Annotated in this window: 14 protein-coding genes; 6 read left to right on the top strand and 8 right to left on the bottom strand. The window is 59.9% G+C overall.

What is annotated here, in order from left to right; genetic code table 11:
• The first annotated feature begins 228 nt into the window (after positions 1 to 228).
• On the top strand, positions 229 to 654 hold the full coding sequence (locus ACOI7Z_RS03540) for a VOC family protein (RefSeq protein ID WP_048297490.1): 426 nt from the start codon (positions 229 to 231) through the stop codon (positions 652 to 654).
• Positions 655 to 692: 38 nt separating this feature from the next.
• Here the strand turns inward: ACOI7Z_RS03540 and ACOI7Z_RS03535 are convergent, their stop codons facing one another.
• Positions 693 to 1,139 (bottom strand): VOC family protein, encoded by a 447-nt coding sequence (locus ACOI7Z_RS03535; RefSeq protein WP_137916264.1) that lies wholly within the window; start codon positions 1,137 to 1,139, stop codon positions 693 to 695.
• Between the two features lie 177 nt (positions 1,140 to 1,316).
• Here ACOI7Z_RS03535 and ACOI7Z_RS03530 point away from each other — a divergent pair, with 177 nt between their 5' ends.
• The 5 genes from ACOI7Z_RS03530 (at position 1,317) to ACOI7Z_RS03510 (ending at position 4,846) form a co-directional block, all read left to right on the top strand.
• Entirely contained in the window at positions 1,317 to 2,504 is a 1,188-nt protein-coding gene (locus ACOI7Z_RS03530; protein ID WP_023289646.1) for an MFS transporter, read from the top strand.
• A gap of 229 nt (positions 2,505 to 2,733) precedes the next feature.
• Positions 2,734 to 3,024 carry a hypothetical protein gene (locus tag ACOI7Z_RS03525; RefSeq protein ID WP_008804940.1) on the top strand — a complete coding sequence of 97 codons (291 nt, stop codon included), beginning with the start codon at positions 2,734 to 2,736 and terminating at the stop codon, positions 3,022 to 3,024.
• A gap of 206 nt (positions 3,025 to 3,230) precedes the next feature.
• Positions 3,231 to 3,992, top strand: coding sequence for a trans-aconitate 2-methyltransferase (tam, locus tag ACOI7Z_RS03520; RefSeq protein WP_137916265.1), 762 nt, complete (start codon positions 3,231 to 3,233; stop codon positions 3,990 to 3,992).
• Positions 3,993 to 4,154: 162 nt separating this feature from the next.
• Positions 4,155 to 4,475 carry a carboxymuconolactone decarboxylase family protein gene (locus ACOI7Z_RS03515; RefSeq protein ID WP_023289644.1) on the top strand — a complete coding sequence of 107 codons (321 nt, stop codon included), beginning with the start codon at positions 4,155 to 4,157 and terminating at the stop codon, positions 4,473 to 4,475.
• Positions 4,466 to 4,846 (top strand): tautomerase family protein, encoded by a 381-nt coding sequence (locus ACOI7Z_RS03510; RefSeq protein ID WP_023289643.1) that lies wholly within the window; start codon positions 4,466 to 4,468, stop codon positions 4,844 to 4,846. The genes ACOI7Z_RS03515 and ACOI7Z_RS03510 overlap by 10 nt, the downstream gene beginning before the upstream one ends.
• A 208-nt stretch (positions 4,847 to 5,054) precedes the next feature.
• Here ACOI7Z_RS03510 and ACOI7Z_RS03505 read toward each other — a convergent pair whose 3' ends face one another.
• From ACOI7Z_RS03505 to sad, 7 genes are all read right to left on the bottom strand, one after another.
• Entirely contained in the window at positions 5,055 to 5,501 is a 447-nt protein-coding gene (locus ACOI7Z_RS03505; protein ID WP_137916266.1) for a GNAT family N-acetyltransferase, read from the bottom strand.
• Positions 5,502 to 5,755: 254 nt separating this feature from the next.
• On the bottom strand, positions 5,756 to 7,207 hold the full coding sequence (locus tag ACOI7Z_RS03500; protein WP_065882386.1) for a tagaturonate reductase: 1,452 nt from the start codon (positions 7,205 to 7,207) through the stop codon (positions 5,756 to 5,758).
• Positions 7,208 to 7,320: 113 nt separating this feature from the next.
• Complete coding sequence (locus tag ACOI7Z_RS03495) at positions 7,321 to 7,851, bottom strand: GNAT family N-acetyltransferase (protein ID WP_065882383.1); 531 nt, start codon at positions 7,849 to 7,851, stop codon at positions 7,321 to 7,323.
• Between the two features lie 76 nt (positions 7,852 to 7,927).
• Positions 7,928 to 9,352 (bottom strand): GGDEF domain-containing protein, encoded by a 1,425-nt coding sequence (locus ACOI7Z_RS03490; RefSeq protein WP_023289639.1) that lies wholly within the window; start codon positions 9,350 to 9,352, stop codon positions 7,928 to 7,930.
• A gap of 114 nt (positions 9,353 to 9,466) precedes the next feature.
• Positions 9,467 to 9,835, bottom strand: a complete 369-nt coding sequence (locus tag ACOI7Z_RS03485; RefSeq protein WP_023289638.1) for a DUF4186 domain-containing protein — start codon at positions 9,833 to 9,835, stop codon at positions 9,467 to 9,469.
• Positions 9,835 to 10,761 carry a glutaminase B gene (gene glsB / locus ACOI7Z_RS03480; protein WP_050534214.1) on the bottom strand — a complete coding sequence of 309 codons (927 nt, stop codon included), beginning with the start codon at positions 10,759 to 10,761 and terminating at the stop codon, positions 9,835 to 9,837. The genes ACOI7Z_RS03485 and glsB overlap by 1 nt, the downstream gene beginning before the upstream one ends.
• 80 nt (positions 10,762 to 10,841) lie before the next feature.
• Positions 10,842 to 12,227, bottom strand: a complete 1,386-nt coding sequence (gene sad / locus ACOI7Z_RS03475) for a succinate-semialdehyde dehydrogenase (RefSeq protein WP_065882378.1) — start codon at positions 12,225 to 12,227, stop codon at positions 10,842 to 10,844.
• Positions 12,228 to 12,306 lie beyond the last annotated feature (79 nt).

Here is a 12,306-nt window from a genome sequence, read left to right as displayed (position 1 = left end):
CAAGCGCAGCGCCGCCGGGCGACGGGTCGCGGCCATGATGCCGCTTTTTGCCGGGTGGCGGCTGCGCCTGACCCGGCCTACTGGCGGCGCTTAGCCGGCTACAGGGCGCCTCCGCTCCGTAGGCCCGCGCAAGCGCAGCGCCGCCGGGCGCCAGGTCGCGGCCATGATGCCGCTTTTTTGCCGGGTGGCGGCTGCGCCTGACCCGGCCTACACCTTTTGGGAGTCATTATGTCGTTCTGCCACATGCGCATCGCCAGACCGGTCAGCGAACTGGAGAGCACCGCCAGCATGTATTGCGCCGGGCTGGGGCTGCAGCAACTTGGAAGCTTTACCGATCATGAAGGATTCAGCGGGATGATGATCGGTTCGCCGGATGCCAGCTGGCATCTGGAATTCACCCACTGCCGCCACCATCCCGTTACCCCCTCGCCAGGAGATGAAGATCTGCTGGTGCTGTACTATTCTCAGCCTGAGGCCTGGAAGGCACAATGCAGCGCCATGGACGCCGCCGGGTTTCTGCGCGTCACGGCATTCAACCCCTACTGGGAGGTCAACGGCGTCACTTTCGTCGACCGCGACGGCTATCGCACCGTGCTGCAAAACCGCGCCTGGGGGGAAGTGCGAAACGTTTCACATCACGAGGAGCCTCAATAACCTCCCGGAGGTGACCCGCACCGCGCCCGGCGGGGGCGTTAAGCCTGTTCCGCCCGCAGCCACGGCGTCACGGTAAGCCCGGCCAGCAGACCTTCCGGACTGAGCAGACGGGTTACGGTCTGCCCCCACGGCTCGTCGCGCGCGGCAACAAGGAGATGGTACCCCTGCTGCTGCAGCCGCGCCGTCGCCGCAGCAAGGTCGCGGACCTCAAATTCAATCCACGCCTGCGGCACCGGCTCCGTCTCCGGCCACTGCTCCTGACCAAAACAGGACTGCGCCGCCTGCGCCAGCGGCCACAGCGCAAAATGCTTCACCCCGCCGATGGCATCCTGCTCGCTAAGCAGATACGCCTCGTTACCCGGCATCGACTTCAGCGGTAATCCCAATGCCTGACAATAGAAATCACGGCTTTGCGCGGTGCTTTGGGTAATAGGGCCGAAGCCCGCAATGAACATAACGTCAATATCGGCGAATTCCTGGGACATATTCTCTCCTCAAGGCGGCGGCAAGATACCGTCATCATGCCCCGAAGCCGGCGTCAGCGGCAACACCGTTAATGACGGCGGCGAGGCCATCGATCACGGATAAAACGCCCTCGCCACTCGCCAGCCTCTTCGCGGCGCGTTATGCTAAACATCCCTATGTATTCACCCTTTATCCCTATGAGCACTTCCGTCAGCACCACGCAACTTAATCTGCGCATCATTTCGATCGTTGTTTTTACCTGTATCTGTTATCTCTCTATTGGTCTGCCGCTGGCCGTTCTGCCGGGTTATATTCACTATCAGCTGGGCTACAGCACCTTTGTCGCCGGGATCGTGATCAGCCTGCAGTACATCTCGACGCTGATAAGCCGGCCGCACGCCGGGCGCTACACCGATATCTGGGGCCCGAAAAAAGTGGTTAGCCTCGGGATCGTCTGCTGTCTGCTCAGCGGCGCCTTCACGCTGCTGGCGGTAATGTTGCAGGCGATGCCGATGCTGGCGATTGCCGCGCTGTTGGCGGGCCGGGTGTTTCTTGGCGTCGGCGAAAGCTTTACCGCCACCGGCGCCACGCTATGGGGGATCAAAACCGTCGGCGCGATCCATACGTCGCGGGTGATCTCCTGGAACGGCGTGGCAACCTATGTGGCGATGGCGGTCGGCGCGCCGCTGGGGGTCACCCTTAACCAGTATTTCGGCATCAGCGGCTTTGCCACGGTGGTGGTGCTGGTCGCCGCCATCGGCCTGCTGTTCGCCCGCACGCGGCAGGACGTCAGCGTGACCGCCGGCGTCAGAGCGCCCTTTCACGCGGTGGTGCGCAAAATCTGGCCTTATGGGCTGGGGCTGGCCTTTGGCACCGTCGGTTTCGGCGTTATTGCCACCTTTATCACCCTCTACTTTGCCGCGCACAGCTGGCAGGGCGCCGCGTTTACCCTCTCGCTGTTCAGCGTCGGCTTTATCTGTGTTCGCCTGGTGCTGGGGAACACCATCACTCGCTATGGCGGGGTCCCGGTATCCCTGGCCTGCTTCGTCATCGAATGTCTCGGCCTGCTGCTTATCTGGCTGGCGCCGTCGGCCTGGGTGGCGGGGATCGGCGCCTTTCTCACCGGCTCGGGTTTTTCGCTGGTCTTCCCGGCGTTGGGGGTTGAGGCGGTAAAACAGGTGGAAGAGCAAAACCAGGGGACCGCCCTTGGCACCTACTCGGCGTTCCTTGATCTCGCGCTGGGGCTGACCGGGCCGCTGGCCGGCTGGGTCGCCGGTTACTACGATCTCGCCACCCTGTATCTGCTGGCGGCAATCGTCGTAGTGTTCGCTTTCCTGCTGATTTTACGCGTATATCTGCAACAGCGGGCCGCGGTCAGGACGTAGCCAGGCCCGGCTCGCGGAACGCCGCGGGCCGCCGACACCGGCAAAAAACGAATCGGCAATTGACGACGATTCGGCTTCCGTGCCAACATCCCCTTCAGCGTCTGGCGACAGATGCAAGGACGGTGGCGGAAAACAACAGAGATCGCGCAACGATCCGGCCCGCCGCCGTAGTCCAATCCGAATCACTGACCCACACGGTGAATTCCTGATTCTGGCGGGAAACACAGACATGCACCAAAGTTTTAATCAGCGCGTTCATTTCTATTACTGCGTCCTGGTCGCGCTGAAGATGCACGGAAAGTCGAAAAAGTCGGGCGGTATCAGAGGAAAGAACAACTTTCTGCTGAAATGGCTGCGCCGGGCGCAGGATAACAACATTTTCCCTCCCGATATCACCAGTGAAATCGAATGGCTGCGCGGGAAGATTATTCAGGCCGGCTACGATACCGATCTCGAGCCGATGCTGGATTTTGTTTACGCCACCGCCAGCCGCGCCGAAGCGCTCAAGAACGCCGAATAAGCCACTGCGCCCGCTGCGGGCGCAGATGCTGCCCAATCCGCTTACTCCCTGACAATGTGCACATCACGCACGGGATAGCCTGCTGAGGTCACTTTATCGGTGACACTGTCACGCACGGCAGATGCTGCAGTGGATCATTTCCCCCTGACAGGCGGCCCCGGGCGTTCTATGCTTTGCCCTGTCTCCCTTACACAGGACAACGCCCGATGGCCGACTGGAACCCTTCCCTGTATCTGCAGTTTGACGCTGAGCGCACCCGCCCGGCGGCTGACCTGCTTTCCCGTATCGCTCACCTGCAGGTCGAGAGCGTCGTTGACCTTGGCTGCGGGCCGGGCAACAGTACCCGCCTGCTGCGTGCCGCCTGGCCGCTGGCGGCGATCGTCGGTATCGATAACTCCCCGGCCATGCTGGGCCAGGCGACGCAGGCCTTACCTGACTGTGAGTTTATCGAGGCCGATATCGCCAGCTGGCGGCCTGCGCAACCGCCAGACGTCATCTATGCCAACGCCTCGCTGCAGTGGCTGGCGGATCATGAGACGCTGTTTCCGCATCTGGTTAACCAGCTGGCGGAGAACGGTACGCTGGCGGTGCAGATGCCGGATAACTGGCAGGAGCCCTCCCATACTCTGATGCGTCAGGTCGCCGGCGAGCTGGGATTGCCGGACCGTGGTCGCCAGCCCTTGCTTCCGCCGAACGCCTGGTACGATCTGCTCACCCGTCAGGGCTGCGAAGTTGATATCTGGCGCACCACCTATTTTCATCCGCTCGCTTCGCATCAGGCGATCGTCGACTGGCTGCAGGGCACCGGACTGCGACCTTATCTGACGGGCCTAGATGAACCGGCCAGGAGCGCCTTTCTGACCCGCTATTTGGCATTGCTGGCCGACCACTATCCGTTACAGTGTAACGGAATGGTGCTTCTGCGCTTCCCGCGTCTGTTTATCGTGGCGCGAAAAAGAGCCGCCTGACGGTTGGCCTGAGCAAGTCGTAAAACATAACCAACACATAAATAAGAGCGGGCCAGCTGACCATCCTGATTTTCAGGATTAACTATCCTGAACATTGCGATATTCAACACATTCCTCAGCGTGCGACAGTGACGACCACTTCAACCTGTAACGGGAGTCACAATGCATACCCCCCCTGTCGATCGCCACACGCTGGCTGCCATTGCGCCAAAACTGGCCGAACTGACCGAAACGGTGCTGTTTGGCGATATCTGGGCGCGTAGCGAGCTGTCGCTCCGCGAACGCAGCTTAATCACCCTCTCCGCCCTGACGGCGCTGGGCAAAACGGAGCAACTGCCCTGGCATATCGCCTACGGCTATCAAAATGGCCTGAGCCAGGAGGAGATGGTCGAAATGTTTACCCACCTGGCGTTCTACGCCGGCTGGCCGGCGGCGGCCAGCGCCCTGACCTGCCTGAACGCGCAGGAGGCGCCATGCCTCTGACGCGTATTTCGCTTGGCGCGGCCTGGCGTCCCGCGGAGTTTGCTCAACTGTCGGCGCTATTCCATGAATGCCTGGTGGCGGAGTTTGACGTGCCGCCGGCGGACAAATTTCAGTTTATCGAGCAGACCGCCGACGGACAGCGCATTTACGACCCGCATTATCTCAGCGGCGGGCGCAGCGCCCGCTTCGTGCTGTTTCATATTTTCGCCGGGAAGCCGCGCCGCCGGGCGCAGAAACAGGGGCTCTACCGTCGGCTGTGCGCGCGGTTAGCCGATGAGATGGCGGTCAGCCCGCAGGACGTGATGGTGGTGATCCAGTTTAACCAGCTGGAGGACTGGAGTTTCAGCGCCGGCATAATGGCGGGTGAATAAGACAGGCGGCGCCTGCAGGGCGCCGCGATTCAGGCTATTTTGTTGCTACCAGGCGAGATGATGCACCAGTGACAGATCCCAGGCCGTCGCCAATAGCGAAAGAAACATTATCAGATTGACCACTGTTTCGAGACGTTTTTCCATCGTTGCTTCTCCTGAGCCTGTTTCCCCTGTTATAGCGGGAAAAGCTTAACAACATCTTATCGCTTCAGGAGTCGAGGGTGATCCTGTAGCGCACATAATCATCAGCCGGGGTGAATTCATCATACAGGTGGCGGGCGGGATTATCACGGCGAGTATGCCAGTACAGACGTGACCAGCCTTTCTCAGCCCCTTCGGTTTGCAGCGACTTAATCAGCGTTCTGGCAATGCCTTGTCCGCGGAAGGCAGGATCGACGAACAGATCCTCCAGATAGCAGATCGGCGTAGTGACCCAGGTGCCTTCGTGCAGAATGCAGATAGCGAAACCCACCACCGTATCATCCACCACCGCGACTCTGCCCAGCACGGGTGAGTTCACCTCCAGCATCCGCTGCCAGGTGCATTCGGTCACCTCTTCCGGCTGCGGGCTGCCGTAGAAGCGGGTATAGCCTTCCCAGAGCTGAAGCCATTCGGCTTTGTCATGCGGCCGAATTTCCCGGATATCGATGACCATGCGAGTTTCCTTACAGATGAATGAATTAGCCTGCGAACATTGGCAGGAAATATGTGTTAAGGCCATTATTTTCCTGCGCAGGTATTTGTTCAAGCGGCTTAACCACAATTCTCCCCCTGTGCAGGGCGATTTGGCACTAAAAAGCCTTTTGCAGCGAGGCTGCCGACCGGCTTAATCCGGTTAATAAAAAAGTATGTTGTAACTAATTCGAGTGCGATTAAACCCGGCCGCAGCCGGGTGAATAGACTCCGCTATCAGCAGAGCGGCCTGACGGCGTCGCGCATACCGCGGGTCAGGATAGCGTCAAGGTCAGCGGCGACCTGCTCCACCAGGCCGGGGATCTGGCTGAGATCCTGCTCCCAGTGGGACTCCACGCTGAGCACAGCGGAAACCAGCTCGCGGGTGCATATCTGGCCGTCACGATGGCGCGCCCAGAGCGTCTGGTAGCGCGTCAGCCATTCCGCATCATCCTGTACCGGATAGCTTGTCCCCTCCCGCTCTCCCCGGTAGAAGGCGATCAGCGCCGCCAGGGCGAAGGTCAGGCGCGGCGGCAGCGCGCCATGCGCCTTCTGCCCTGCCAGCAGCTGCGGCAGAATACGGGTGCGGTATTTGGTCATGCCGTTGAGAGCGATCGAGAGCAGCTGATGTTTGATATAGGGATTACGGAAGCGTCCGGTCACGGCGCTGGCGAATGACACCAGCTCATCGCGCGGTAGATCCAGCACCGGAATAATCTCGTCATAAATCGCCTTTTCGACAAACGCGCAAATTTCCGCATCGTTCATCGCCTCGCCGACGGTGTCGATCCCGGTCAGGAAGGCCACCGGCACCAGGGCGGTGTGCGCCCCGTTGAGGATCGCCACTTTGCGCTCTTTATAGGGCTTGATATCGTCCACGATGCGCACATTGAGCGGCAGCTTATCGAGTCGCAGCTCGCTGGCTAATGAGGCGGGCCCCTGAATAACGAACAAATAAAAGTGCTCGGCAGTATCGAGGAAAGCGTCCTGATAGCCGGTTTGCGCCTCCAGAGCCGCCACTTCATCGCGCGGGTAGCCGGTCACAATGCGATCCACCAGCGTGGAACAGAAGGTATTTGCCGACGTCAGCCAGTTGATAAAGGCCTGCGGCAGCTGCCACTCGGAGGCATAGCGCAGCACCAGCGTCTGCAACGCCTCGCCGTTATAATCGATCAGTTCGCAGGGGATGATCACCCATCCCTTATCGGCTGCGCCGGCAAAATGCTGATAGCGTTCAAACAGCAGGCGGGTCAGTTTTGCCGGATAGCTTACCGGCGGTGCGTCATCAAACCGATCCCCGGCATGGTAGCTGATGCCCGCCTCAGTGGTATTGGAAAAGACAAACCGCATCTGGGGGTTATGCGCCAGACGTAAAAAAGCGTCGTAGTCAGCGTAAGCGCTGATTTCCCGGTTGACCGAGCGGATCAGCCGCGCGTCGCTCACCGCTTCGCCCTGCTCGTTGAGACCGCGAATGATAGTGGTATAGAGGCCGTCCTGGGTATTCAGGGAGGGTGGGAAATCGGTGGCAATAGGACGAACGACCACGATGCCAGCATTCAGGTCGGTATGCGTGTTGAGCAGGTCAATCTGCCAGTCAACGAATGCGCGCAGGAAGTTACCTTCTCCAAACTGGATGATACGGTCAGGGTACTGCGCGCCGGGGAAATCACGACGGTTTAATGTTTTCACAATGGGTTCCCTCTAAGAGTAGTCATACAACCTGAGTAATTGGTCCAATAACTTATCAGGTTTTACTACCAGTGAAACCCTGTTTTGATCAAAGGATTCTGTAATAACCGCCGTCAGGGAAGAAACTTATAGAACAGTGAAGTGGCGGTCATCTCACCGTCAGGCATCAGCGCATAGCGCGGAATTTCGCCCACTTTTTCCCAGCCACAGCGGACATAGAACTGTTCCGCCCCGCTGCCGGTCGCCGTGTCCAGCACCAGCACCGTCTTGCCTACCCGCCGGGCGGTTTGCTCCAGCTCCGCCATCAGCGCGTTGGCAATCCCCAGGCGACGGGCATTTTGGTGAACCAAAAGTTTGGCCACGTCCGCACGATGGGGCTGGTTTTCCGGTTGGCTGGTGATCAGTTGCACGGTGCCGACGGGACGTTCCTCAGCGTCAAGGGCGGCCAGCACGATGCGCTCCCCGGCCGCCACGCTGTTGGCGACATGTTGCCAGAAGGTCGTCGCCGTCTGCTGACTGAAAGGCAGCATAAAGCTCACCGAGGCGCCGCCGTTCACGCAGCTCGCCAGGATATCGCTTAATGCCGGAAGGTGATGAAGAATATCGTCACGCGATAGCGTGCGCAGTGAAAATGATGTGATCATACTAGCTCCTTGTTTTTGACCACATCACTATATTTTAACCAAGCATTAACACAAGCATAACACCTATAGGATTTTCTTATGGTGCGCTTTCCGTCAGCGTCGGCATACAGATGCGGTTACGGCCTGTCTGTTTGGCTTTGACCATTTCATCGTCCGCCGCCAGCAGCAGCTGGTTAAACAGCTCGGTAATACGGGCCTGGCCCACCTCGCGTGTCTCCAGTCCCATACTGATGGTCAGGTGGATCGGGTTATGTCCCCAACCGAAAGCTTGCGACTCTACGCCGTGGCGGATCTTCTCCGCCAGCAGGTAACCCTGCTGGGTACTGTCGACCACGGCGGCGACCGCAAACTCCTCGCCGCCGATACGGGCGACCATACCCTGCTCGCCCACCAGTTGCCTGACCTGCTGGGCAAACTGAGTCAGTACGCAATCTCCGCCCTCATGGCCCAGGGCATCGTTCACCCTTTTGAAGCCATCGATGTCCAGCACCATCACCGTCAGCAGTTTATCGGCCGGCAAGGCCTGACGCTTCAGCGCCTCGCTCAGCCCGGAACGGGAATAGACCCGGGTCTGGAAATCAAAATCGGCGCGCAGGGCCAGCTGTTTCACCAGCATGTTAATCGCCTCGACGCTGGAGGCGACGATCACCGGACTTATCAGCATCGCCGCGATCCCCAGGCGAGTGGAGAACAACTGCCACGGCTGCATTCGCGTATCCGGCGCAAAGTGAATTAACGAGTTGGCCACCAGCAGTATCTCGCCGATGCCGGTGAGAAAGGTCAACAGGCAGGTCAGCGGCAGCGGATAGCGCACGGCGCACCAGATCAGGGCCGGTAACGGGAAGGTAATGCTGCCGGCGCCGCCCACCGCCACGCCGAGGGCAATCGACAGCACCAGCGCCAGCGCGGGCAGCAGCTGGCGAAAGCGAAAACCGCTTAACGCGGAGGGCAGCGTCAGGGTCAGAATAAACGGCAGAATAAGCACCGCCGTCGAGAACTGCTCGCTAAACCAGTCCGCCAGCTGGGGAATAAAGGTGGCGCGCTCGACGTCCACCGACCCCAACGCGCCGACCGCTGCGCACAGCAGCGCGGCTAACAGACAGAAACAGAATAAATTAAGCGCGTTAATCGGGCCGGGCATCGAGTCGGCGCGTCGTTTATCCCACAGCACCAGCTGCGCCAGGGTCACAATAAAGACAATATTGGAGAAGTTAATCAGCAATGAGGCAAAGCCCATTCCCCAGCGCGAAGTTAATCCGTCATAGACCAGCATTGCCGCAAAGCAGACGGCATAAAAATAGCTGCGATTAAGCCATACGTAGCGCGCAAAGATCCCGGCCATCACTGCGTTGAGCGGCCAGAAGAAAGAGAGCTCCTGCACCAGACGCAGCATCGCGCCCAGAAAATGCAGCAATAGCGTTAACGTAAATAAGACCAGTGCATCGCGCACGGGTTGTTCTTCACGAAACAGCGTAAATGACCGAATCGACAGTGAAGACATTCAGTAATTATCCGTCTAATTGTTTCAGGCAATTATTATGTTAATAGTTAGTTAGCGGATTATCATAACATGAGAATATTTATCAGGCATACTCCGGCGCCGATCAAATGCAAATTAGCGCACAGACGGGCCATTCATCTGCAGCACCAGCCAGCGGTGGATCACCTGCACAATATAGCGCTGCTCCTGCTCGCTCAGCGCGCGGCCATGGGGAATGGCGTGCCATTTTTCCAGGCAGCCGCGACAGCAGGTGGCGGTCGCGTGCTGGGCGATAAACACCGGGTGACCGCGCATCGGCGTCTGCTTGCCATCATTGGCCGGCGCGGCGGACGCCAGCCGCTGACGGATAAAATCGGCGGCATGCTGGTCGATGACCTCCGGCCCTTTATCGAGGCAGTATTGCCGCTCTTTCATTCCCAGCCGGAAGCGTGAACGAAACGTCGAACGCGCCAGGCGAGCAAATAATCGATCCTGATCGACCATCAGAACACCGACCTCCCCATCCGCTGAGTCAGTTTCTCCAGCAGCGCCACGCCGGCCAGGGAGTTCCCCGCCTCGTCAAGCTCCGGGCTCCAGACCGCGATCGCCATCTCCTGCGGCACAATTGCCACAATTCCGCCGCCGACGCCCGATTTCGCCGGCAGACCGACGCGCCAGGCAAACTCGCCGGCGTTCTGGTACATGCCGCTGGTCATCATCAGGGCATTCACCTGGCGGGACTGTATCGGCGCGATAACCGGCGTTTCGAGATGCGGGGCAATGCCGCGGTCGGCGAGAAACAGAAAGGTTCGCGCCAGCTCGACGCAGCTCATCTCCAGCGAACAGTAGTGGAAATAGTTCTGCAGCACGGTGGCGACATCATTATGGAAGTTGCCGAAGGATTTCATCAGCCAGGCGATAGCGGCGTTGCGCGCCGAATGCTCAAACTCAGAGCGGGCCACCAGCGGATCGTAGGCGATATCGGCCACGCCGCTCAGGCGGCGGACAATCTCCAGCATTCGCTGGCGCGGCGCGCTGAGCCGGCTCTGCAGCATGTCGCAGACAACCAGCGCCCCGGCGTTGATAAACGGGTTGCGCGGTTTGCCCTGCTCGATCTCGAGCTGCAGAAGCGAGTTAAAGGGCTGACCGGAGGGATCTTTCCCTACCCGCTGCCAGATCTCCTCTTCCTGATAGTGGTTCATGGCCACCACCAGACTCAATACCTTGGAGATCGACTGGATGGAGAATCGTTCATGGGCATCGCCGGCGGCAAAATGCTGCCCGTCCACCGTACAGATAGCGATGCCAAGCTTATCGCCGCTGACGCTGGCCAGCGCCGGAATATAATCCGCCACTTTACCGCGGCCAATCAGCGGCCTGATTTCTGCCAGAATGGCTTCCAGCATTGCGTTATTGATCACCGTCGCCACACGCGGCTCCTTGCCCACCGTCAAATTTTGGTGGGCGAGTATAGCAGACGAGAACGACGGTCGTCAGGGGCAAACGCAGATTAGCGACGGTCTTTCCAGACGGTCTGCGCATTGCAGAACTCATGCAGGCCAAAATGCGACAGTTCGCGACCAAAACCGCTCTTCTTCACGCCGCCGAAAGCCACCCGGGCGTCGCTGGCGCAGTAGCCGTTAAGGAAGACACCGCCGCACTCCAGCTCGCGGGCAAAGCGCTGGGCCTGCGCCTCGTCGGTGGTGTAGACCGTTGCCGACAGGCCAAATTCGCTGTCGTTGGCGAGGGCCAGCGCATGGTCTGCGTCACGGGCGGTGGTCAGGGTCGCGACCGGACCAAACAGCTCCTGGCGGAAGCCGGTCATGCCGGCGGTGACGTTGCCCAGGACCGTTGGCGCATAGTAATTGCCCGCCCCTTCGATTTTTTCCGCCCCCAGCAGCAGGGTTGCGCCTTCATCGAGGGTCGCCGTTACCTGCTGGTGCAGTTCATCGCGCAGATCGAATCGCGCCATCGGCCCGACGTAATTCTGCTCGTCGCGCGGATCGCCCATCTTCAGCGCCGCGACGGCGTCGACAAATTTGCGGGTGAAGGCCTCGGCAATGCCGGCTTCGAGGATAAAGCGCTTCGACGCGGCGCACACCTGGCCGCTGTTCTGATAGCGGCCGGTGACGGCGGCCTTCACCGCTTCATCCAGATCGGCATCATTCAAAACGATAAAGGGATCGGATCCCCCCAGCTCGAGCACGCATTTCTTCAACGCTGCGCCCGCCTGAGCGCCAATCGCTTTCCCGGCGCGGACGCTGCCGGTGACGGTCACCGCCGCGATGCGGTCGTCATTGATAATCTGCGTAACGCCGTCATTGGTGGCGTTGACCCAGCCAAACACGCCCTCCGGCAGGCCGGCGGCGGCAAAAATCTCGCCCAGCAGGCGGGCGCTGCCCATCACGTTCGGGGCGTGCTTCAGCAGGTAGCTGTTGCCGGCCAGCAGGATCGGCACCGCGCCGCGCAGCACCTGCCAGACCGGGAAGTTCCACGGCATCACCGCCAGAATGGCCCCCAGCGGACGATATTCGATCACTGCCTGGTTATTTTCCACCAGCGTGGCTTCGGTCGCCAGCATCGCCGGGCCATGTTCGGCATACCAGTCACAGAGATTGGCGGATTTCGCCACCTCGCCGCGAGCCTGAGCAATCGGTTTGCCCATCTCGAGAGTGATCGTCTGGGCCACCTCTTCACCGCGGGCGCGCAGCTCGGCCCCGATGCGGCGCAGCGCGTCGGCGCGTGCGGCGAGCGGCGTCTGACGCCACTGGCGATAGCCCGCCGCGGCGAGAGCGATAGCCGCGTCGACCTCGCGTTCGCTGGCCCACGGCAGCGAGGAGACCACCTCGCCGGTAGTCGGGTTGACGGAGACGGCGTGCGTTGCAGATAAATTCATCGTTATTCTCTCTCTCGTTGCTTGCGAAGTGAACGTATTCTGGCTTACCTTTCCATTCATTGAAAATGAATAATATTAA

Source organism: Klebsiella sp. C283, assembly GCF_048822555.1.
Taxonomy (GTDB): Bacteria; Pseudomonadota; Gammaproteobacteria; order Enterobacterales; family Enterobacteriaceae; genus Klebsiella; species Klebsiella quasipneumoniae.
Note: the sequence above shows the minus strand (reverse complement) of the source record. Positions and strands in the feature narration are given on the sequence as shown.